Genomic DNA, 20,910 nt, shown 5'->3' with positions numbered 1-20,910 from the left:
GTCAGTCCAGCAGATCGTGGCGCACGACGACGGCGTCGCGGGCCGCCCCGACGCCGATCACCGAGATGCGCGTGCCGCTCATCTTCTCGAGGGCGAGCACGTAGTCCTGAGCGGCGACCGGCAGGTCCCCGAACGCCCGGGCGCCGGTGATGTCTTCCTTCCACCCGGGGAAGTACTCGAGGATCGGCTTGGCGTGGTGGAAGTCGGTCTGGTTGACGGGCACCTCGTCGAACCGCTCCCCGTCGACGTCGTAGGCGACGCACACCGGAATCTGATCGAGCCCCGTGAGGATGTCGAGCTTCGTGAGCACGAGATCGGTGATCCCGTTGATGCGGGTCGCGTAGCGCGTGATGGGTGCGTCGTACCAGCCCACGCGCCGCGGACGACCGGTGGTGGTGCCGAACTCGAACCCGCGCGAGCGGAGCCAGTCGCCGCTCTCGTCGAACAGCTCGGTGGGGAACGGGCCCGACCCGACGCGGGTCGTGTAGGCCTTGACGATTCCCACGATGCGGTCGATGCGATTGGGGCCGATGCCCGAACCGGTCGCCGCGCCACCGGCCGTGGCCGAGGACGAGGTCACGAACGGGTAGGTGCCGTGATCGACGTCGAGCATCGTCGCCTGTCCGCCCTCGAAGACGACGACCTCGCCGGCGTCCAGCGCCTCGCTGAGCAGGAGACCGGTGTCGGCGACGATCGGGCGCACGCGCTCGGCGTAGGAGAGCAGATCCTCCACGATCTCGTCGACGGTGATCGCGCGGCGGTTGAAAACCTTGACGAGGAGGTGGTTCTTCTGGTCGAGGGCGCCCTCGACCTTCTGCCGGAGGATGTTCTCGTCGAAGAGATCCTGCACGCGGATGCCGACGCGGTTGATCTTGTCGGCGTACGCGGGACCGATGCCCCGGCCCGTCGTGCCGATCTGACGCTTGCCGAGGAAGCGCTCGGTGACCTTGTCGAGCGTGCGGTGGTACTGCGTGATGATGTGCGCGTTCGCGCTGATCCTCAGGCGCGAAGTGTCCACGCCGCGGGCGTGGAGCGCCTCGAGCTCGTAGAAGAGCACCTCGAGATCGACGACGACGCCGTTGCCGATGACGGCGTTGACGCCGGGCGAGAGGATGCCGGAGGGCAGCAGGTGCAACGCGTACTTCTCGTCGCCGATCACGACGGTGTGACCGGCGTTGTTGCCGCCGTTGAACTTGACCACCCAGTCGGTGCGCTCGCCGAGCAGATCGGTGGCCTTGCCCTTGCCCTCGTCGCCCCACTGGACGCCGACGATGACGATTCCTGGCATGTGGAGGGCTCCTCATGGGTGGGGGACGGGCGCAGAACGCGCTTGTCGATCCTACCGGGCCAGTATTCTTGGCCCGTCGTCGACGAGCAGGAGGGTCATGTTCTACCCCGTCGTGCGCATCATCGTCGCGCTGGCCGGCGTCGCCGCCGTCTTCGCACAGTTCGAGCGTTCCTTCTCCCTCGCGCTCGTGAGCACGACGCCCTACGGGTCCGACCTCCCCACGATGGTCGCGAACTTCTTCAGCTTCTTCACGATCCAGTCCAACCTCGCCACCGCCGTGACGCTGGTGGTGGGCGCCGTCTGGGCCATCCGGCACCGGCACGATCGCCTGCAGGAGCCGCGGTGGTTCGCGGTCCTGCTCACGTGCGTCGCGACCTACATGATCGTCACCGGGGTGGTCTACAATCTCCTGCTGCGCGGCATCGAGCAGGCGCCGGGCGCGGTCGTCGGCTGGTCGAACGAGATCCTCCACGTGTGGATCCCCGTGTTCATGCTCGTGGACGCGCTGGTCGGGTACCGTCGGCGCGCGCTCGGCTGGTCGGCCGCCGGGATCGTGGCGATCTACCCCGTCGTGTGGGCGCTCTACACGCTCGCTCGCGCCCCCTTCATCACGAACCCGGGCACCGGGGTCCCGTACTGGTATCCGTATCCTTTCCTCGACCCGAACGCCGTCGCGGGCGGATACCTCGGCGTGACCGCCTACGTGGTCGGCATCGCGGTGGGGATCATCGTGGTCGCGACAGGGGTGATCGCGATCGGACGCTGGCGCGCGGCGGCGGCCGCGGCATCCACCCCCGGGCCGGTCCGCTCGCGGCCGGGGAGCACCGCGCGCGATCACTAGACTTGAGCGCATGTCGAAGGTCCTTCAGTCCCTCCCCGTCGGCGAGCGCGTCGGCATCGCTTTCTCGGGGGGCCTGGACACCTCCGTCGCCGTCGCCTGGATGCGTGACAAGGGCGCCGTCCCCTGCACGTACACGGGCGACCTCGGCCAGCCCGACGAGCCGGACATCGAGGCGATCCCCGGCCGGGCCCTCGAGTACGGCGCCGAGATCTCGCGCCTGATCGACGCGAAGGCCCCGCTCGTCGAGGAGGGCTTCGTCGCCCTGGCGTGCGGCGCGTTCCACATCCGCTCGGGCGGGAAGACCTACTTCAATACGACCCCGCTCGGTCGTGCCGTCACGGGCACCCTCCTCGTGCGCGCCATGAAGGAGGACGGGGTCGACATCTGGGGCGACGGCTCCACCTACAAGGGCAACGACATCGAGCGGTTCTACCGCTACGGCCTCCTCGCCAATCCCCGCCTGCGCATCTACAAGCCGTGGCTCGACGCAACCTTCGTCACGGAGCTCGGCGGCCGCACCGAGATGAGCGAGTGGCTCGTCGCCCACGGCTTCCCGTACCGCGACTCCGCCGAGAAGGCGTACTCGACCGATGCGAACATCTGGGGCGCGACGCACGAGGCCAAGACCCTCGAGCACCTCGACGTCTCGCTCGAGACCGTCGAGCCCATCATGGGCGTGCGCTTCTGGGACTCCTCGGTCGCGATCGCGACCGAGGACGTCACGATCACTTTCGAGGCCGGCCGGCCGGTGGCCATCAACGGCGTCGAGTACGGCGACCCCGTCGCTCTCGTGCGCGAGGCGAACACGATCGGCGGACGCCACGGCCTCGGCATGAGCGACCAGATCGAGAACCGCATCATCGAGGCGAAGTCGCGCGGCATCTACGAGGCGCCGGGAATGGCCCTGCTGTTCATCGCCTACGAGCGCCTGGTCAACGGCATCCTCAACGAAGACACCCTCGCGACCTACCACGCGCAGGGCCGTCGCCTCGGACGCCTCATGTACGAGGGCCGCTGGCTCGACCCCCAGTCGCTCATGCTGCGCGAGTCGATCCAGAAGTGGGTCGGCTCGACGATCAACGGCTCGGTCACGCTGCGCCTGCGCCGCGGCGACGACTACACGATCCTCGACACGACGAGTCCCAACCTCTCCTACGCGCCGGAGAAGCTGTCGATGGAGCGGGTGGGGGATGCCGCGTTCGGTCCGATCGACCGCATCGGCCAGCTCACGATGCGCAACCTCGACATCGCGGACTCCCGCTCGCGCCTCGAGCAGTACGCGGGTCTCGGCCTCATCGGCGGGGCCACGGGAGCGCTCGTCGGGCAGATCTCCGCGGGGGGAGCCGACGACATCATCGAGAGCGCGACGCCGCACGACGCGGACCGCGACGCGCTCGCGGACGCCGTGGAGGGCGCCTCGGAGAGCGCGGCCTTCGACGCCGGCACCGACTGACCCGGCCCGCGGGAGGGGAAGGACTCAGCGGAAGGGCGCCGTCACCGTATTGCGGTGATATTCGAACACGATGCTCGTTCGCGTCGAGGCGACGCTCTGCTGCGCCGACAGATGCTCGACCACGAACTCCCTCATCTGAGACGTTCCCTCGACCGCGATGTGCACGAGGAAGTCGTCGGTCCCGCCGACGAACCACACCTGCAGCACCTGCGGCAGACGTCGCACGTCGTCCGCGAACGCGCGGATGCTGCCGGCCCGCGCCCCGGGTCGCAGCGTCACCCCGATGATCGCTTGCAGCCCCTTGCCGAGCGCCCGCTGATCGACGGCCGCATGGAAGCCCGTGATCACCCCCCGCTCGACCAGGGAGCGCACGCGCGCGTGCACGGTCGAGGGGGCGAGGCCGAGGGCTGCGGCGAGATCGACGTTGGTGATGCGGCCGTCGGCGGCGAGGATGCGGATGATCTCGACATCCACGGCATCCACCGTGAATGACCGTAGATAATTCGGCAACCCGGCGTGTGCTCCGTCATCCATGCACCGAAGCCTACGGGGAAGGCCGCCCGGCCGAATGTCTTTCGCGCGCAGTGGCCGAACGGGGGCGCGCCTGCGAACCTGGAGCTCGCATCGGGTCACCCAGCGAGGGAGCAGCATGAGGATCGGCATCCCCACCGAGATCAAGAACGGCGAGTACCGGGTCGCCATCATGCCCGCGGGCGTGGATGCGCTCGCGGCGCACGGGCACACCGTCCTGGTTCAGGCGGGGGCGGGCCTGGGTGCGGGCGTCCGCGACGAGGACTTCGCCGCCGCGGGCGCGATCATCGTGCCGGATGCCGCCGATGTGTGGCACGACGCGGAACTCGTGACGAAGGTGAAGGAGCCGGTCGCCGCCGAGTACGGCTACCTGCGCGAGGACCTCGCCCTCTTCGCGTACCTGCACCTCGCCGCCGACCGACCCCTCACCGAAGCCCTCTGCGCCGCGGGAACGACGGCGATCGCGTACGAGACGGTGCAGGCGGGTGATCGGAGCCTGCCCCTGCTGACGCCCATGAGCGAGATCGCCGGTCGGCTCTCCGTCATCGTCGGCGCGCAGACGCTCATGCGCCCCGCGGGCGGACGGGGGACGCTCGTCGGCGGCGTGGCGGGCGTGCCCCGCGCCGAGGTCGTCGTGATCGGCGGCGGGGTCGCCGGCGAGAGCGCCATCGTGAACGCCCTGGGACTCGGCGCGGGCGTGACCGTCATCGACGTGTCCCTGCCCCGGTTGCGCGAGCTCGAGAAGCGCTACGGCACGGCGCTGCAGACCCGCGTCTCGAGCCGCTACGAGATCGCCGAGCAGGTGCGGCGCGCCGATCTCGTCGTCGGCGCCGTCCTGGTTCCGGGGGCGGCCGCGCCGCGCCTGGTGGCCGACGACACGGTGGCGGCGATGAAGCCGGGGTCCGTGCTGGTGGACATCGCGATCGACCAGGGCGGATGCTTCGAGGGTTCCCGCCCCACGACCCACGACGCCCCGACCTTCGCCGTGCACGACTCCCTCTACTACTGCGTCGCGAACATGCCGGGCGCCGTCCCGGTGACGTCCACCCGTTCCCTCACGGGTGCCACCCTGCCGTACCTGCTGGCCCTGGCCGACCGCGGCGTCGACCGCGCCCTGCACGCCGATCCTGCTCTCGCAGCCGGCCTGAACACCCGCGCGGGCGCCATCGTGAACGCCGCGGTCGCGGCGGCGTTCGGCCTTCCCGCCGACGGCTGACGCGCGGGATCATCTCGGCCGCGCGCCGCAGCCCGACAACACTCCGGAGACAACCGCGTCCGCGCCGTCGGCCTCCCCGGAACGACGGGGTCCGCGTCCCGCGCAGAGCATACTTCTCCGGAGTGTTGTCCGCTGCGGTCACGCGGGCGCCCGCCCAGGTCCGGACGGACGGGCTCAGCCGCCGGCGGCGGGCGGCGTCTCCTTCGACTCCCGCAGCTCGTCGACATGCAGCCCGCGCTCGTCGAAGGTGCCGTTGCGATACGCGGCGCGGGCGACCATGTGCGCCGACAGGGGGGCAGTAGCGAGCTGGAACACCACGACCGGCACGAGGAATGCGAGCGCCGCCCACGAGCGCAGCGACAGCGCGACGGCGATGCAGATGAGGATGAGGCCGAGCACCTGCGGCTTCGTCGCGGCGTGGAGACGGCTGGGTACGTCACGGAAGCGCAGCAGGCCGATCGAGGCCGTGAGGCACAGCACCGCACCGATGAACACCAGCACGATCGCGGCGCCGTCGAGCACCGCCGGCAGGTCGAAGACCACGTCATCCGTCATCGCGGGTTGTCCCTTCTGGCGACGAAGCGGGCGACCGAGATGGATCCGAACACCCCGGCGGCGGCGATGATAAGCAGCAGCGTAAGGCTGCGGGTGTGGTGGTTGATGACCATCTCGGCCCCGATGATGCACATCACCTCGGTGAGGAGGACATCGGCGGCCACGACGCGGTCGAGGATGGACGGGCCGCGCACGATGCGGACGAGCGCGAGCAGGGCCGCCGCGACGAACAGCACGAGGATGACGATGATCACGACGCTCACGTGGGAGCCCCTCCCTTCCGCGGTGTGTCGATGCCGCTGCGACGGATGAGCTCGAGCTGCCCCCGGGAGCCGACGGCGCGGACGATGCGCGCCTCCCACCCGAGGACGGCACGACGCTGCTTCTCGACGTCCGCGTCGGAGTCCACCCCGATGACATGCAGGTAGAGCACGCGGCGTTCGCGGTCCGCCTCGACGATGAGCGATCCCGGGATGAGCGACGCGGTCACGCCCGTGTGGGTCATGATGAGGTCGTCGTCCACCCGCAGGGGCACGGCGATGATCGCCGTGCCCGGCAGCTTTCGCGGATCGAGGACCTGCCACGCCACCAGCAGCGAGCCGCGCACGAGCGCCGCGAGGAACGTGACGACGAAGACGAGCCCGTACCAGACGTTGACCCGCCCCGACAGCTCGACGGGAGGCAGCCGGAACACGCGGGTGACGACGACGGCCACGGCGAGCCCCGTGATGAAGGCGAGCACGGTGAACTGCCCCCACAGCAGCATCCACAGGGCGATCAGCCACAGGAAGAAGGGCAGCTGGACCCAGAGGGTGCTGCGGTGCGTGCGCGGAGAGCCGCTCATTGCTCGGCCTCCTCATTCAGCTGTGTGATGACCACGGGCTGCGCCAGGCCTTCACCGGCTCGCATGCAGATCTCGAGCAGCGGACCGGCGAAGACGGTCAGCGCCACGGTCGCTGACACCATCAGGGCGGTCGCCCCCGTCATGATCCGCGGCGTGACCCGACGGCCCGTCTCGACGCCGGCGGCCGGCGCATCGCCCAGGTAGGCGATGCGCGCCTCGGTCTCGGCGGAGTCGTCCTCCTCGCGCCAGAAGGCGAGGTTCCACGCCCGCATCAGGGCGTACAGGGTCAGCAGCGAGGTCACGATGCCGCCCACGATCAGCACCATCATGACCGGCGTGCCCACCTCCGCGGCGGCTTCGAAGAGGGCGAACTTGCCGATGAAGCCCGAGAACGGCGGCAGGCCGCCGAGGTTGACCGCGGGGATGAAGAAGAGAACCGCGATGACGGGGGCGGCACGCATGAGCCCCTTCACGCGAAGGATCGACGTGCTGCCGGCGCGACGTTCGACGAGCCCCACGGCGAGGAACAGGGTCGTCTGCACGATGATGTGGTGGACCATGTAGTAGATCGTCGCGCCGTAGGCCTCGGGAGTCGCGATGGCGAGCCCGAAGATCATGTAGCCGACGTGGCTCACGAGCGTGAACGACAGGATCCGCTTGAGCTCCGCCTGGGCGACCGCGCCGAGCACGCCGACGATCATCGTCGCCAGCGCGATGACCATGAGCAGCATGTTGACGTCGGAACCGGGGAAGAGCTGGGTCTCGGTGCGGATGATGGCGTAGACGCCCACCTTGGTGAGCAGGCCGGCGAACACCGCCGTCACCGGCGCCGGCGCCGTGGGATAGGAGTCGGGCAGCCAGAAGGACAGCGGGAAGACGGCCGCCTTGATCGCGAACGCGACGAGCAGCAGCAGGTGCAGGACCATCTGCACCTCGCCGGGGAGCTCGGCCATGCGATCGGCGATCTGCGCCATGTTGACCGTGCCGAGCGCGCCGTAGATCACGGCGATCGCCGACAGGAAGAGGATCGACGACACGAGCGAGACGACGATGTAGACGACGCCCGCGCGGATGCGGGACTCCGTGCTGCCCAGGGTTATCAGCACGTACGACGCCACGAGCAGGATCTCGAAGCCCACGTAGAGGTTGAAGAGGTCGCCCGCGACGAACGCCGTGAAGATCCCGGCCGAGAGGATCAGGTACGAGGGATAGAAGATCGACACCGGCGTCTCCTGGTCGCCGTCGGCGGCACCCTGACCGACGGAGAACAGCAGGACGGCGATCAGCACGATGCTCGAGACCAGCACCAGAAGCGCCGCCAGGCGGTCGACGTAGAGCACGATGCCGATGGGAATCGGCCACCCCCCGACCGATACCGCGATCGGGGCCCCCTGGTCCACCGTCGCCAGCAGCACGCTCGCGATCACGACGACGAGCGAGAGCGTTACCACCGACACGGCCACCTGCAGGCGCGGGCGGCGTCCGAAGATCAGCGTGACCGCCGCTCCGAGGAACGGCAGCGTGACGAGCAGCGGGATGAGGGCGCTCATGACCGCTCCCCCTCTTCGTCGCGACCGACGTAGGGCCGGTCCGTCGGGGCGTCGTCGTGCAGCGCGGAGAAGTCACGGCTGTGCAGCACCGTGATGGGCGCCGTGTCGACGCCGACGAAGTCGGTGGATGCCTCGGCATCCGCGCCCTCGTCCATGCCCTCGTCGGTGTCGGGCGTCCGCTCGCGCAGGGCGATGTCGGTCTCGTCGTCGACGACCGTATCGGCCGTGCCCAACTGCCACGAGCGGTAGATCAGCGCGAGCAGGAAGGCCGACACGGCGAAGGTGATGACGATCGCCGTGAGCGTGAGCGCCTGCGGCAACGGATCGGAGACGCCCTCGGTGCCGTAGAACGGCGCGGCACCCGGCGCGCCGAGCACGATCAGCAGCAGCAGGTTCGCGGCGTTGCCCAGCAGCAGGAAGCCGATCAGGACGCGCGTGAGGCTGCGCTCCAGCATCGCGTAGACGCCGCACGCGAAGAGCGCACCCATGATCACGATGAGGACGAGCGAGACATCCATCAGACGCTCACCTCCTGCCGGCGGGCCGACTGCGCCTGCCGGTCGACCTCGGCACCGAGGCTGCGCAGCACGTCGAGCACGAGGCCGATGACGACCAGGTAGACCCCGACGTCGAAGATCGTCGTCGTGACGAACTCCACGTGGCCGAGCAGCGGCAGCTCGCCCTCCCAGTACGTGCTCGTGAGGGGGGCCGCACCGAAGAAGAGGGGGACGATGGCGCAGCTGACGGCGATCGTCATGCCGACGCCGAGGAGCATTCCGGCGTCGGTGGGCGCCGCCACCCCGAGTTCGTACCGGCCTCCCGCGACGTAGCGCATGACGAGCGCCATGCCCGCGACCAGCCCGCCCGCGAAGCCTCCACCGGGGAGGTTGTGGCCGGCGAACAGAAGATCGATCGAGACGACGATGATCGAGTGGAAGAGCACCCGCACGACGACCTCGAGGATGAGCGACCGGCTCTCCGGCCGCAGTCGCTGCCCGCCGAGCAGCCACGTGCGCGGCTGCGTCGGGGTCGCTCCGGTCTGGGGGCGCGGCCCGTCGACCGTCTCGACGAGCGGACGCCGGGAACGGCGGCGAGGCGCGACGGGAAGACCCGAGGTGAGGGACTGCAGGTTGTCCGAGCGGTTGGTGACGAAGACGAGGGATGCCACACCCGTCGCCGCGAGGATGAGCACCGACAGCTCGCCCATCGTGTCCCACCCGCGGATGTCGACCAGCGCGACGTTGACGACGTTCTGGCCGTAACCGATCTCGTAGGCCAGCTCGGGCCACGGCTCCGAGATCGGAACGTGGATCCGGGCGCCGGTCGCGATGATCGCGATCATCGCCATCGTCGCGCCGACGGCGAGAGCGAGCACGCCGCGGAAGATGGGCGCGACGGAGGCGTTGTGATCGCCCATGCGGGCCGGGAGCCGGCGCAGCACGAGGGCGAAGGCCACGAGTGTCACGGTCTCGATCAGCACCTGCGTGAGCGCGAGGTCGGGCGCCCCGCTCGTGGCGAAGAGGACGACCATCCCGAGCCCCGTGCCCGAGACGAGCACGACGCCCGAGAAGCGCTTGCGCGCCCGCACCGCGAAGATGCCGGCGGCGATCATGACGGGGGCGACGAGCAGCTGCCACGGCGACTGCCAGGCCTCCAGCTGGGCGCGCCACGTCGGAGAGGCGAGGATGACGGTGCCTTCGGCGGCCACCAGGACGACGAAGATCGTGCCGACGTAGATCGGGAGCGAGCCGCGCTGCGTGAAGGTCGTGGTGATGACGGAGAGCCGGTCGACCGTTCGCAGCGCCATGTTGTAGATGTCGGCGGCCGTGACGGGCAACGCCCGCGTGCGTCGGTCGAAGCCGACTCGCAGGGCGAGCCAGAAGACCACGGCCCCCACGATCAGCGTGCCGAGGGAGAGGAAGAGCGCCGGCTCTAGACCGTGCCAGAGCGCGAGATGGTAGGCGTACTCGGGCGCGGCGACGCCGGCCGGCGCGGCGGGCGCGGTGTCGGCGTAGGGCGTGAGGGCGACGTCCAGCCAGGGGGCGGCGAATCCGCCGGCGAGCGTAAGGGCCGCGAGCGCGACGGGCGCGGAGAGGAAGCCGAGGGGCGGGTCCGGCCACGCCGTCGGGGCGACCCCGCGCTTGGTCGCGAAGGCGCCCCAGAGGAAGCGGAGTCCATAGGCCGCCGTCAGCGCCGATCCGAGGACCACGCCGATGAGGGCGACCAGTCCCCACGCGTCCCCCGCCGTCGCGGCATCCAGCAGGGCCGTGAGCGCGCCCTCCTTCGCGACGAAGCCGAGCGTGGGTATCACCCCGGCCATCGAGGCGATGGCGACGGCAGACGTGATGGCGAGGGTGGGCGCCTGCCGCCACAGGCCCGACAGCTCGTCGACATCGCGCGTGGACAGCTGGCGGTCGATGACTCCCACGACGAGGAAGAGGCAGGACTTGAAGAGGGCGTGGGCGAGCAGCAGCGCGAGCCCGGCGAGCGCGGCGTCCCTCGTGCCCAAGCCCAGGACGACCGTGAGGAAGCCCAGCTGGCTGACCGTCCCGAACGCGAGGATGCGCTTCAGGTCGCGCTCGCGGAGCGCCTGGAAGCCCCCGAGCAGCATCGTGAAGACGCCGAGGCCGATGACGAGCGGCCGCCAGACCGGTGCGTCCGCGAAGACGGGAGCCAGCCGGGCGATGAGATAGATGCCCGCCTTCACCATCGCCGCGGCGTGCAGGTAAGCGCTGACGGGGGTGGGTGCGGCCATCGCGCCCGGCAGCCAGAAGTGGAACGGGAAGATGGCGGACTTGCTGAGGGCGCCGACGAGCAGCAGCACGAGGGCGGCGTCGATCACCGGTCCGGCGGGCGCCAGGGACAGGATCGTGGAGAGGCTCGACGTGCCCGTGTCGACGACGATCAGCACGACCCCGATCAGCATGACCAGTCCGCCCAGGGTCGTCACCAGGAGCGCCTGGAGGGCCGAGCGGCGGCTGCCAGCGCGCCGGTGGTAGTAGCCGATGAGAAGGTACGAGAGAACGCTCGTGATCTCCCAGAACATCACGAGCACGACGATGTCGTCGGTCAGCACCAGCCCGTACATCGCGCCCGCGAAGGCCAGCAGGACGGCGGAGAACTGCCCGAGCCCCTCCGTCTTCCCTCGGAAGTACCAGCGGCAGTAGAGCATGACCAGCGCCCCCACGCCGGTGACGACGAGCGTCATGATCCAGCCGAGCACGTCCATCCGCATCGAGATCTGGATATCGAGCGTGGGGATCCAGTGATATGTCTCGAACGGAATACCGCCCGCAATCACCTCCGGACCCAGCACCACGGCGTGGGCGAACGCGCCGGCCGTGATGAGCGCCGACACGTAGAACGCTCGCGCCCCCATCCAGCGGACGAGCACCGGCATCAGCAGCGGCGTCAGGCAGAACAGCGCGAGGATCAGCAGCATGGGCGTCTCCTCGGTCTCGTCGGCCCGGCGGTGGCTCGGGGCGGGCGTCGTCCTCCCATCCTACGGGACCGCCCGCAGGCGCCCCGCCCTCGGGTCGAGGCGGGGCCGGGACTCAGCCGCGCGGAGGAGCGGTCGTATTGCCCGCGCGGAACGCGCAGGTGAACCGGATCGAGGGCGCCACGTCGCCCGCCAGCATCCGCGCCACCGCCTTACCGGCGGCGCGGCCCTTCGCGGCGGCGGGCTGCTCCAGCGTGGTCAGCACATAGGGCGCGAAGCCGTCGAGCCGCACGCCATCGAAGCCCGTGACGCTCAGGTCCTCCGGAATCCGCAGCCCGCGCTGGACGGCGGCGCGGATGACTCCCGCCGCGAGCAGATCGCTCTGCGCGATGACCGCGGTGGGCGCATCGCCCGGTTCGGTGCCGAGGATGACGCGGGCGGCCTCCACACCCGCATCGATCGTGCTTTCCCGCGCCGCGAACACCGCGGCATCCGGATACACGTCGCGCGCACCCGCGAGCCTGTCGCGCGTCACGTCGACGACGGGTCGCTCCCGCGAGGCGTCGTGCCACCCCGCCACCCGTTCGGCCGTCCAGGGCAGGGTGAGGATCGTCACGCGCTCGTGCCCGAGCGTGCGCAGGTGACTGGCGGCCTGCCGCTGCGCCTCCGTGTTGTCGAGCTCGATGCGCGGGATCCCGTCTCCCGCATCCCCCTCGATCACCACGACGGGGATGCCGCGACGGCGCACCGTGTCGAGCGACTGCGTGAGGCGTCCGCTGCATCCGACCAGCACGACGGCGTCGACGGGGGCCGTCTCGAGCGACGCGGGCGGTGGGCCGTCGATCGTCTCCGCCGGGGCATCGTCCCGCAGCAGCAGCAGTCCGGCACCCAGGGGCGCGACCCCCTCGGCCAGGCCGTCCATCATCACGGTGTTGACCGGATCGAGGAAGGCGCTGCCGAGGCGCCCCTCGAAGACGACGCCGACGACGCCGCTGCGACCGCGCCGCAGCGACGCCGCGCGGGGGTCCGGACCCGTGTAGTCGAGTTCGCTCGCCGCGGCGAGCACTCGATCACGGGTCGCGTCGCTCACCCTGCCGCGGCCACTGAAGACCAGGGACGCGGTCGACGGGGACACGCCTGCGGCCTGTGCCACGTCGGCGATCGTCGGGCGTCTTGACGCCATGATTCCTCCGTCGAGCGGATCGCGCCGGGATCGGGGTGCGGTTCCTCGATGGTAGCCCCCTTCGGCGCAGGTATCGAATCGATTCGATATACTGGCGCGGTGAGCACCGCTTCCCCCCTCGCTGAGACGACCCTGCGCCGGTGGCGCCTGGCGATCTTCGCGATCTTCACGGCCAGCGGCCTCTCGATCGCCACCTGGGCGTCGCGGGTGCCCGCGATCAAGGACGCCCTCGGCATCGACAACATCCAGGTCGGTCTCATGCTCCTGATGGCGGGCATCGCCTCGATCGCGGGACTCTCGCTCAGCTCCGTCATCCTCGCCCGCTTCGGTGCCCGGCGCGGGATGCTCGGCGCGATGCTCACCTTCGGCGCGGGCGTCGCCACCATCGGCATCGGCACCGACCTCGTGCCGTCCTACGCCGTCGTCGTGCTCGGGCTGGTCCTCTTCGGCCTCGGCAACGGGGCAGTGGACGTGATGATGAACGTCGAGGGCGCGGCCATCGAGAAGCAGGTGCAGAAGACGATTCTGCCGCTCTTCCACGCCTTCTTCAGCTTCGGGACCGTGATCGGGGCCGGCATCGGGGCCCTCGCAGCCGCCACGGGCACCGGCGTCCTCGCACACACGCTCGCGATCGCGGCGGTGATCGGCGCGATCGCCCTCGTCAGCATCGCGCAGGTCCCCCCGCGCGCAGCCACGATGGATCCCGACGCCCCCGACGACCCGGCCGCGCCGCAGGGGTGGCGCGCACGGCTTGATGTCGCGCTCTCCGCGTGGCGCGAGCCGCGCACCTATGCGCTCGGGCTGGTCATGCTGGGCATGTCGTTCGCCGAGGGCGGGGCCAACGACTGGCTCGCGCTCGGCGTCGTGGAAGGACACGGCGGCGAGGAGGCCCTGGGAGCCGTCGGGCTCGCCGTCTTCTCCGTGAGCATGACCGTCGTGCGGTTGTTCGGCGGCCCGCTGGTCGACCGCTTCGGCCGTGTCGCCGTGCTGCGCGTGCTCGCTCTCACCTCGGCCCTCGGGCTCCTCCTCTTCATCCTCGCGCCGACGGTGCCGCTGGTGTTCGTCGGCGCGGCGCTGTGGGGGGCGGGCACGTCGCTGGGATTCCCCCTCGGCATGTCCGCAGCCGCGGACGACCCGGCGCGCGCGGCGGCGCGGGTGAGCGCCGCGGCCACGATCGGCTATGTCGCGTTCCTGTGCGGCCCTCCGATCCTCGGCCTCATCAGCGAGCACGTCGGGCTGCTCAACACCCTGTACGTGGTCGTCGCGCTCATCGTGGTGTCGGGCTTCGCCTCGGGGGCCGCGCGTCCCCTCGCGGGCAGCGCCGCCGACACGTCCCCCCGTCGCCGACGGCGCCGTTAGGCTCGTGCGGTGCGCCTCGTCATCGCCCGCTGCTCCGTCGATTACTCCGGTCGTCTGAGTGCCCACCTCCCGCTCGCCACGCGTCTGCTGATGCACAAGAGCGACGGCAGCCTGCTCGTGCACTCCGACGGCGGCAGCTACAAGCCCCTCAACTGGATGAGCCCGCCGTGCACTCTCGTGCGGGAGGAGCCCGACGAGGAGGCTACGTCCGTCGGCGTCATCGAACGGTGGCGGGTCACCCACGGCAAGAGCGGCGACGCGCTCCTCGTCAGCATCTACGAGGTGCTGCACGACTCCGCCCATGAGCTGGGAATGGACCCGGGGCTGCAGAAGGACGGCGTCGAGGCCGACCTGCAGCGGCTGCTCGCCGAGCAGGTGGGGCTGATCGGCGAAGGGGTGGCCCTCGTCCGGCGGGAGTTCCCCACCGCGATCGGACCCGTCGACCTCCTCGTGCGCGACCCGGCCGGCGGCACGATTGCGGTGGAGGTGAAACGGCGCGGCGACATCGACGGCGTCGAGCAGCTCACCCGCTACCTCGAGCTGCTGGGGCGCGACCCCCATCTCGCTCCCGTGCGCGGCGTGTTCGCGGCCCAGGAGATCAAGCCGCAGGCCCGCGTGCTGGCCACCGACCGCGGCATCCGCTGCCTCACTCTCGACTACGACGAGATGAAGGGGATCGACTCCGGGGCGCCCCGGCTGTTCTGAGCACGTCCGCCCGCCCCCATAGGCTGGGTGACATGCCCGAGAAATCCCCCTGGTCCTGCGTCCTCTGGGACGTCGACGGCACGATCATCGATGCGTCGGAGGGGATCCTGCGCCGGCTGACGACCACCCTCGAGCACTTCGGCCGACCCGCGCCGACCCGCGCCGAGCTGGTTCACTGGATCGGCCCCCCGATGTTCGAGTCCTTCCAGGCGCAGGCAGGCATGGACCCCGAGCTGGCCGCCACCGCCGTCAGCTGGTACCGCGAGCTCGGCGCAGCGGAGGGCTTCACCGCGGGAGCCAAGGTTTTCGACGGCATGGCCGACCTCATCCACGAGCTTTCGGATGCCGGTGTGCCGCAGGCGACCGCGAGCAGCAAGCCGGAACGCCAGGTGCGCATACTCATGGAGCATTTCGCCCTCGAGCCCTGCTTCGCGACCCTCGTGGGCGCGACGCCCGACGAGCGCACGCTGAGCCGCAAGGCCGACATCGTCGCCGAGGCGCTGCGACGCCTGGATGCCGCGGGCATCGACACCTCGCGACCCGTGCTCGTCGGCGACCGGCACCACGACGTCGAGGGCGGCGCCGAGCACGGCCTGCCCGTCATCTTCGTGCGGTGGGGCTTCAGCTGGCCGCACGAGTCCGAGGGCGCGGCTGCGGTCGCCGACGACGTCTCGGCGCTTCGCTCCCTCCTGCTACCCCCGGCTCGCTAGCCTGGGGCGCGTGACCGCGTCCCCCGCCACGGCATCCCCTCCCTCGCGCGCGGCGCGAGTGCTGCACCGCATCCCCGCCACGCTCGCGCTCGTCCTCCTCCTGATCGCGGTCGGCGCGATAGGTCAGGGACTTTGGGTGCCGACTCGCGAGCAGCCCTGGTTCGACGCGATCGCCTACGGCCTGCCCGCCCTCGAGCAGGGTCGCTGGTGGACGCCCCTCACCGGCACCTTCTTCGTCGCGCACCCTCTGGTGTACATCCCCACGCTCCTCAGCTTCGCCGGGATGGCGTACCTCGAGTGGCGCCGGGGCTCCCGCGTCGCCCTGCTCTACTTCGCCTTCGGTCAACTGTTCGCGATCTTCGCCGCGTCCGCATTCCTCATGCTGGGGAGCCTGCTGCCGTGGCCCTGGGCGGACGCCCTGGCGCTGCAGCTGGATGTCGGACCGTCGGGCGGCTCGATGGCCTGCATCGCGGCCGCGATCGGCCTCCTCGCGGCGCCCTGGCGGCAGCGCGGCTGGGTGATCGTCTTCGCGTATGCCGCGATCAGCATGTTCCTGCTCGGCGACCTCGCAGACGTCGAGCACGCCTTCGCGATCCTGCTGGTGCTCTTCGTCGACCGCTCGTTCCGCATCCAGCGCACGACGGTGCGCGAGCAGCGTCTGCTCGCGTTCGCCATCATCGTCTCGCTCGGCGTCATCCAGATCCTCACCCTCGTGCTCCCCACCGACGGCCCGTTCGGCCCCACCGAGCCCCTCGCGGGGCCCTGGCTGGACGTCGCGATCGACACGGTCGTCATACTGCTCGTCGGCGGCGGCCTGCGAGGCGGCCGCCGCTGGGCGTGGGTGCTCTCCGTCATCTGGTCGGGGGTCAACCTGGCGGTGGCGGCGGTGATCATCGCCCTGTTCATCGCCGCACCGCGGGAGATGCACGACGGCTACGGCGATCCCGACGCCACCCTCGCCACGACGATCCTGTGGGCGGGCTTCTGCGTCTACCTCATCGCGACTCGCCGCGCGTTCCGGGTACGCCGTCGCAAGCGCTTCGCGGGCCAGGCGCCGGTCACCGCCGACGACGTCCGCGACCTGATCCGCGCCGACGGCGGCGGGACCCTTTCGTGGATGGCCACGTGGGACGGACTGCGCTACCTGCGCACCGAGGGGGGTCTCGTCCCCTTCCAGGAGCGCCTGGGGGCGGCGATCGCCCTCGCCGATCCCCTCGGGGCTCCGGAGACGATCCCCGGTTCCGTGCGCGATTTCGTGCGAGAGAGCGAGAACGCCGGTCTGGCGCCCTGCTTCTTCAGCTGCGGCGCGGCGACACACGACGCGGCGCCCGCCGGATGGCGATCGCTGATCATCGCCGACGACACGATCGTCGACCTCGAGGGCCTCGCCTTCACCGGCAAGGCGTGGTCGTCGGTGCGCCAGGCCCTCAACCGCGGCGAGCGCGACGGGATGTCGTTCCGCCTGACCCGCCTCGGCGACGAGCCGTGGGGTGTGCGCCAGCAGATCCGCGCCATCTCGGAGTCCTGGGTCGGCGACAAGGGCCTGCCCGAGATGCGCTTCACGCTGGGCACCCTGCAGGAGGCGGAGGACCCCGAGGTGCGCCTGGCGCTCGCGATCGCGCCCAACGGCGACGTCGACGGGTTCCTCTCGTGGCTGCCGGTCTTCGGGCCGGAGGGGACGATCCGCGGCTGGACCCTCGATCTCATGCGTCGGCGCGAGGGCGGTTTCGGGCCGGTGATGGAGTATCTGATCGGGGCATCCGCGCGCGACTTCGCGGCGGAGGGGGCGAGCGTCCTGTCGCTGTCGGGCGCCCCCCTGGCCCACGAGGCCACACGCGACGAGGGCGCGATCGCCGGGTTGCTGTCGTCGTTGTCCGAGGCGCTCGAGCCCGTCTACGGGTTCCGCTCCCTGCATCGGTTCAAGACCAAGTTCAACCCTCGCTACGAGCCGATCTACCTCCTGTACCGCGACGAGGGCGACCTGCCGGTGATCGCCGCCGGGCTCACCCGGGCCTTCCTCCCCGACGCCACGCTCCGCCAGTTCGCCGCGGCCGGGATCGACATGGTGCGCCACGGGTGACCCGCCGCCGAACGGGCCGCGTATGTGCGACGGCGCGATCGCCGTCGTATGATGACGCCACCACCCGAACGGCGGTTCTCCCGCCATGCCTCTAACGAAGGCTGCTCCACCATGCCCCTTGACGCGCCCGAACGTCGTCTGGAAGCCCACGGCTCCGCCCTTGCCGACGAGGTCTACGACCTCCTCGCCAGCGCCATCGTCAACGGACGCCTCGCCGGTGGCGAGCACATCCGCGACGTCGAGATCGCCCAGCTGTACGGCATCTCCCGCACGCCCGTGCGGGAGGCGATCCAGCGCCTCGAACGACAGGGGCTGGTCGAGATCGCGGCCCACCGCTACACGCGGGTCACGACCCCCGACGACGCCGCCGCCGCGGAGGCGACCGAGTACATCGGCTACGTCTCGGCCGCCGCGCTCCGGCAGGCCGTCCGGCGTGCGGACGACGCCAAGATCGCGGAGCTCTGCGGTCTGATCGATGAGATCGTGGATGCCGCCGAGGCGGCCGATCCCGCCCGGTTCATGGAGCGCATGGTCGCCTTCCACCGCATCTCGACCATCGCGAGCGGCAACCGGATGCTGACGTCGGTCATCCGCGAGACCCACGTCCCCGTCATCCGCGTCGTAGGCGCTTGGCTCCCCTACGACGGAGACAGCGAGCGCGCCGCCGAATCGTTCCGGTCGCTGCATCGGGCCGTCCAGACCCGCGACGCCGACGAGGCAGAGCGGATCGTGCGCGACCAGCACGGTCTGGCCTGACAGAGGCGCGGCCGCGCGTAGGGTGTCCGTCATGGCCCACGTGTCCCTGCGCGGTGTCGAGGACGACGACCTCGACGCGATCTTCGAGATGATGCGCGAACCAGACGCGCGGCGGATGGCTGCCTTCACCGCCGAGCACCCCGACGACCGCGCCGAGTTCGACGAGTGGATCGTGCGTCATCGCGATGCGCCGGGCGTCGACATGTTCGTGGTCACCGAAGACGGCGGGTTCGCCGGCACGGCGGCGCTGTTCACGGTCGACGACGACCGCGAGGTGACGCTCTGGATCGCCGCACACGCATGGCATCGCGGCGTCGCCTCGGAGGCGCTGAGGCTCCTTGTGGACCGTGAGCCCGACCGGCCGCTCTACGCGCGCGTCGCCGCCCACAATGGTGCGGCGGTCGCCGTGCTCGAGCACGGCGGCTTCACCGAGGTCTCCCGCTCGACGGTCTTCGCCCCGGGCGTCGGGGACGACGTGGACGAACTCGTCTACACGCTCCTGCCCACCCTCGACGGCCGGTAGGCGGCATTGTAGATTCCCGCCCGCTGGCATGATCACGGTGGCAGGGCGGGCGCAGGCGTTCGCCCCGGAACAGGAGAATTCGCCCAGGATCCTCCTGTCCTCGGGCGTTCGCCTGCCTCGGGGCGGGGTCAGCGCACCCGCGTGACGGCGAACTGCATCGGGGGGCTCGCGTACGACTCCTGCGACTCCACCAACGCCAGCTCGCGGTCGCCGGAGCCGGCACGCGACTACCAACCCCGCCAGCCATGAACCGCCCCGTCCACGATGACCCGACTCACCGACAGCCCGTCACCGTCAACCCGCTGAACCCACAAAAAAGCCCTGAGCCACGACACGTTCGTAAACGATGTCGCGACCCAGGACACACTGTGCGCGAGGGGGGACTTGAACCCCCACGCCCTTGCGGGCACTGGCACCTGAAGCCAGCGCGTCTACCTATTCCGCCACTCGCGCATCGAGAGAAGGCCTTCGCCCGCACCTCAACTTTCCGAGGATATCACGGCGCCGAACCCGCATTTCGCCGCCATCCGCACCCCTTTTGCGGGCCCTGCCAGGGTGGCTGGCTACGATGGGCCTACCATCCGCCCGGCCTGAGGAGCCCCGTGGGACTACTTGACAGCTTCGAGAAGGGTCTCGAGCGCGCCGTGAACGGCGCCTTCGCGAAGACCTTCCGCAGCGGCATCCAGCCTGTCGAGATCGCCTCGGCCCTGCGCCGCGAGATCGACACGAAGGCCGCCGTCGTCAGCCGCGACCGCATCCTCGCGCCCAACACGCTCGAGGTCTCCCTCTCGCCCGACGACCACGCGCGCATGGCGGGGCTCGGAACCGCGCTGCTGACCGAGCTCCACACGCTCGTCGAGTCCCACGCCAAGGCGCAGGGCTACTCGTTCGCCGGCCCCGTCTCCGTCTCCCTCACGGCGGACCCGCAGCTCTCGCCCGGGACCCTGCGCGTCGCCTCCGCGACCCAGGAGGGTCAGGTGTCGTGGCGCGCGGTGCTCGATATCGACGGCACGCGGCATCCCCTCTCGGCCAGTCGCACCGTCATCGGGCGCGGCAGCGACGCCGACATCACACTCGCCGACTCCGGGACCAGCCGCAAGCACGTCGAGATCCTGTGGGACGGCGAGCGCGCGATGGTCCGCGACCTGGGATCGACGAACGGCACGACGCTCGACGGTCGAAAGATCAGCGAGGCTCCGCTCACCCCCGACTCCACCATCCGGATCGGTCGCACCCAGATCGTGTTCCGCGTCGTGGCGCAGGCGCGTCCGAGCGCCCCGCCCCGACCCCCGCGGCCCTCGGACGCGACCCAGGTGTTCGACGCGCGGGACAGAGGAGGGCGCGGATGAGCGAGCTCACCCTCTTACTCCTGCGCATCGGCTTCCTCGTGCTGCTGTGGGGCTTCGTGTTCGTCGTCGTGTATTCGATGCGCGCTGATCTCTTCGGGATGAAGGTGCGGCAGATGCCGGTTCCCGCCGAGGCCGCGGCGCCGCCCGCACCGGCCACACCGGCACCCCGAGCCGAACCCGCCGCGGCCCCCCGCCGCGCCCCCTCGCCGGGCAAGGGCGGCGCGGCGACCATCGAGACGGTGCAGCGCATCGTCATCACGTCGGGCCCGAAGACGGGTCTCGAGCTTCCGCTCGGCACCGAGCCCCTCACGATCGGCCGCTCGAGCGAGTCGGGCCTCGTCATCCGCGACGACTACACCTCGAGCCACCATGCGCGGCTCGTGCTGTGGGGAGATCAGTGGATGATCCAGGACCTCGATTCCACCAACGGAACGTGGCACGACGGCGCGCGCGTGCACACGCCCACGCCCGTGCAGATCGGTGCGCCCATCAAGGTGGGCGCCACGACGTTCGAGCTGCGGAAGTAGG

At 70.6% G+C, this 20,910-nt stretch carries 20 protein-coding genes and 1 tRNA gene; 11 read left to right on the top strand and 10 right to left on the bottom strand.

Annotated elements, in window-relative coordinates:
- Position 1 precedes the first annotated feature (1 nt).
- Positions 2–1,288, bottom strand: coding sequence for an adenylosuccinate synthase (locus RYJ27_RS00225; protein WP_330170807.1), 1,287 nt, complete (start codon positions 1,286–1,288; stop codon positions 2–4).
- 97 nt (positions 1,289–1,385) lie between these two features.
- Here RYJ27_RS00225 and RYJ27_RS00220 point away from each other — a divergent pair, with 97 nt between their 5' ends.
- Positions 1,386–2,129, top strand: a complete 744-nt coding sequence (locus tag RYJ27_RS00220) for a Pr6Pr family membrane protein (RefSeq protein WP_330170806.1) — start codon at positions 1,386–1,388, stop codon at positions 2,127–2,129.
- A 10-nt stretch (positions 2,130–2,139) separates the two neighbouring features.
- Positions 2,140–3,582, top strand: a complete 1,443-nt coding sequence (argG, locus tag RYJ27_RS00215; protein WP_330170805.1) for an argininosuccinate synthase — start codon at positions 2,140–2,142, stop codon at positions 3,580–3,582.
- A gap of 24 nt (positions 3,583–3,606) precedes the next feature.
- Here the strand turns inward: argG and RYJ27_RS00210 are convergent, their stop codons facing one another.
- Positions 3,607–4,116 (bottom strand): Lrp/AsnC family transcriptional regulator, encoded by a 510-nt coding sequence (locus tag RYJ27_RS00210; RefSeq protein WP_330170804.1) that lies wholly within the window; start codon positions 4,114–4,116, stop codon positions 3,607–3,609.
- A gap of 115 nt (positions 4,117–4,231) precedes the next feature.
- On the opposite strand from RYJ27_RS00210, the gene ald reads away from it, so the two are divergent.
- Positions 4,232–5,329, top strand: a complete 1,098-nt coding sequence (gene ald / locus RYJ27_RS00205) for an alanine dehydrogenase (protein WP_330170803.1) — start codon at positions 4,232–4,234, stop codon at positions 5,327–5,329.
- Between the two features lie 174 nt (positions 5,330–5,503).
- Here ald and mnhG read toward each other — a convergent pair whose 3' ends face one another.
- From mnhG to RYJ27_RS00170, 7 genes are all read right to left on the bottom strand, one after another.
- Positions 5,504–5,884 carry a monovalent cation/H(+) antiporter subunit G gene (mnhG, locus tag RYJ27_RS00200; protein WP_330170802.1) on the bottom strand — a complete coding sequence of 127 codons (381 nt, stop codon included), beginning with the start codon at positions 5,882–5,884 and terminating at the stop codon, positions 5,504–5,506.
- Positions 5,881–6,147, bottom strand: a complete 267-nt coding sequence (locus tag RYJ27_RS00195) for an MrpF/PhaF family protein (RefSeq protein ID WP_330170801.1) — start codon at positions 6,145–6,147, stop codon at positions 5,881–5,883. The genes mnhG and RYJ27_RS00195 overlap by 4 nt, the downstream gene beginning before the upstream one ends.
- Entirely contained in the window at positions 6,144–6,728 is a 585-nt protein-coding gene (locus RYJ27_RS00190; RefSeq protein ID WP_330170800.1) for a Na+/H+ antiporter subunit E, read from the bottom strand. Before RYJ27_RS00190 ends, RYJ27_RS00195 begins: the two co-directional genes overlap by 4 nt.
- A complete protein-coding gene (locus RYJ27_RS00185; RefSeq protein WP_330170799.1) occupies positions 6,725–8,278 on the bottom strand; it encodes a Na+/H+ antiporter subunit D in 1,554 nt (517 codons plus the stop codon). Before RYJ27_RS00185 ends, RYJ27_RS00190 begins: the two co-directional genes overlap by 4 nt.
- On the bottom strand, positions 8,275–8,796 hold the full coding sequence (locus tag RYJ27_RS00180) for a Na(+)/H(+) antiporter subunit C (RefSeq protein ID WP_330170798.1): 522 nt from the start codon (positions 8,794–8,796) through the stop codon (positions 8,275–8,277). Before RYJ27_RS00180 ends, RYJ27_RS00185 begins: the two co-directional genes overlap by 4 nt.
- Positions 8,796–11,720 (bottom strand): Na+/H+ antiporter subunit A, encoded by a 2,925-nt coding sequence (locus RYJ27_RS00175; RefSeq protein WP_330170797.1) that lies wholly within the window; start codon positions 11,718–11,720, stop codon positions 8,796–8,798. The genes RYJ27_RS00180 and RYJ27_RS00175 overlap by 1 nt, the downstream gene beginning before the upstream one ends.
- Before the next feature lie 112 nt (positions 11,721–11,832).
- Positions 11,833–12,900, bottom strand: coding sequence for a LacI family DNA-binding transcriptional regulator (locus RYJ27_RS00170; protein WP_422732845.1), 1,068 nt, complete (start codon positions 12,898–12,900; stop codon positions 11,833–11,835).
- A gap of 99 nt (positions 12,901–12,999) precedes the next feature.
- On the opposite strand from RYJ27_RS00170, the gene RYJ27_RS00165 reads away from it, so the two are divergent.
- The 6 genes from RYJ27_RS00165 to RYJ27_RS00140 all read left to right on the top strand — a co-directional run bounded on the left by RYJ27_RS00165 (position 13,000) and on the right by RYJ27_RS00140 (position 19,033).
- Complete coding sequence (locus RYJ27_RS00165) at positions 13,000–14,259, top strand: MFS transporter (RefSeq protein ID WP_330170795.1); 1,260 nt, start codon at positions 13,000–13,002, stop codon at positions 14,257–14,259.
- A gap of 9 nt (positions 14,260–14,268) precedes the next feature.
- The gene (nucS, locus tag RYJ27_RS00160) at positions 14,269–14,964 is read left to right on the top strand and encodes an endonuclease NucS (protein ID WP_330170794.1); all 696 of its coding nucleotides are present in this window, start codon (positions 14,269–14,271) and stop codon (positions 14,962–14,964) included.
- A 32-nt stretch (positions 14,965–14,996) separates the two neighbouring features.
- On the top strand, positions 14,997–15,674 hold the full coding sequence (locus RYJ27_RS00155) for an HAD hydrolase-like protein (RefSeq protein WP_330170793.1): 678 nt from the start codon (positions 14,997–14,999) through the stop codon (positions 15,672–15,674).
- Between the two features lie 10 nt (positions 15,675–15,684).
- Positions 15,685–17,754 carry a bifunctional lysylphosphatidylglycerol flippase/synthetase MprF gene (locus tag RYJ27_RS00150; protein ID WP_330170792.1) on the top strand — a complete coding sequence of 690 codons (2,070 nt, stop codon included), beginning with the start codon at positions 15,685–15,687 and terminating at the stop codon, positions 17,752–17,754.
- A 111-nt stretch (positions 17,755–17,865) separates the two neighbouring features.
- Positions 17,866–18,510 (top strand): GntR family transcriptional regulator, encoded by a 645-nt coding sequence (locus RYJ27_RS00145; RefSeq protein ID WP_330170791.1) that lies wholly within the window; start codon positions 17,866–17,868, stop codon positions 18,508–18,510.
- 31 nt (positions 18,511–18,541) lie between these two features.
- Positions 18,542–19,033, top strand: a complete 492-nt coding sequence (locus tag RYJ27_RS00140) for a GNAT family N-acetyltransferase (protein ID WP_330170790.1) — start codon at positions 18,542–18,544, stop codon at positions 19,031–19,033.
- Between the two features lie 369 nt (positions 19,034–19,402).
- Here RYJ27_RS00140 and RYJ27_RS00135 read toward each other — a convergent pair.
- Positions 19,403–19,486: transfer RNA gene (locus tag RYJ27_RS00135), tRNA-Leu, on the bottom strand.
- Positions 19,487–19,635: 149 nt separating this feature from the next.
- Here RYJ27_RS00135 and RYJ27_RS00130 point away from each other — a divergent pair.
- Positions 19,636–20,382, top strand: coding sequence for a DUF3662 and FHA domain-containing protein (locus tag RYJ27_RS00130; protein ID WP_330170789.1), 747 nt, complete (start codon positions 19,636–19,638; stop codon positions 20,380–20,382).
- Positions 20,379–20,909, top strand: a complete 531-nt coding sequence (locus tag RYJ27_RS00125; protein WP_330170788.1) for an FHA domain-containing protein FhaB/FipA — start codon at positions 20,379–20,381, stop codon at positions 20,907–20,909. Before RYJ27_RS00130 ends, RYJ27_RS00125 begins: the two co-directional genes overlap by 4 nt.
- Position 20,910: the final 1 nt, after the last annotated feature.

It is taken from the genome of Microbacterium limosum (assembly GCF_036324365.1).
Lineage (GTDB): Bacteria > Actinomycetota > Actinomycetes > Actinomycetales > Microbacteriaceae > Microbacterium > Microbacterium limosum.
This window is presented reverse-complemented; position numbering and strand designations above follow the sequence as displayed.

Bases quoted from the DNA above. Each gene is read 5' to 3' on its own strand.
- RYJ27_RS00225 (WP_330170807.1), bottom strand. From the start codon at position 1,288: ATGCCAGGAATCGTCATCGTCGGCGTCCAGTGGGGCGACGAGGGCAAG.
- RYJ27_RS00220 (WP_330170806.1), top strand. From the start codon at position 1,386: ATGTTCTACCCCGTCGTGCGCATCATCGTCGCGCTGGCCGGCGTCGCC.
- argG (WP_330170805.1), top strand. From the start codon at position 2,140: ATGTCGAAGGTCCTTCAGTCCCTCCCCGTCGGCGAGCGCGTCGGCATC.
- RYJ27_RS00210 (WP_330170804.1), bottom strand. From the start codon at position 4,116: ATGGATGACGGAGCACACGCCGGGTTGCCGAATTATCTACGGTCATTC.
- ald (WP_330170803.1), top strand. From the start codon at position 4,232: ATGAGGATCGGCATCCCCACCGAGATCAAGAACGGCGAGTACCGGGTC.
- mnhG (WP_330170802.1), bottom strand. From the start codon at position 5,884: ATGACGGATGACGTGGTCTTCGACCTGCCGGCGGTGCTCGACGGCGCC.
- RYJ27_RS00190 (WP_330170800.1), bottom strand. From the start codon at position 6,728: ATGAGCGGCTCTCCGCGCACGCACCGCAGCACCCTCTGGGTCCAGCTG.
- RYJ27_RS00185 (WP_330170799.1), bottom strand. From the start codon at position 8,278: ATGAGCGCCCTCATCCCGCTGCTCGTCACGCTGCCGTTCCTCGGAGCG.
- RYJ27_RS00180 (WP_330170798.1), bottom strand. From the start codon at position 8,796: ATGGATGTCTCGCTCGTCCTCATCGTGATCATGGGTGCGCTCTTCGCG.
- RYJ27_RS00175 (WP_330170797.1), bottom strand. From the start codon at position 11,720: ATGCTGCTGATCCTCGCGCTGTTCTGCCTGACGCCGCTGCTGATGCCG.
- RYJ27_RS00170 (WP_422732845.1), bottom strand. From the start codon at position 12,900: ATGGCGTCAAGACGCCCGACGATCGCCGACGTGGCACAGGCCGCAGGC.
- RYJ27_RS00155 (WP_330170793.1), top strand. From the start codon at position 14,997: ATGCCCGAGAAATCCCCCTGGTCCTGCGTCCTCTGGGACGTCGACGGC.
- RYJ27_RS00145 (WP_330170791.1), top strand. From the start codon at position 17,866: ATGCCCCTTGACGCGCCCGAACGTCGTCTGGAAGCCCACGGCTCCGCC.
- RYJ27_RS00140 (WP_330170790.1), top strand. From the start codon at position 18,542: ATGGCCCACGTGTCCCTGCGCGGTGTCGAGGACGACGACCTCGACGCG.
- RYJ27_RS00125 (WP_330170788.1), top strand. From the start codon at position 20,379: ATGAGCGAGCTCACCCTCTTACTCCTGCGCATCGGCTTCCTCGTGCTG.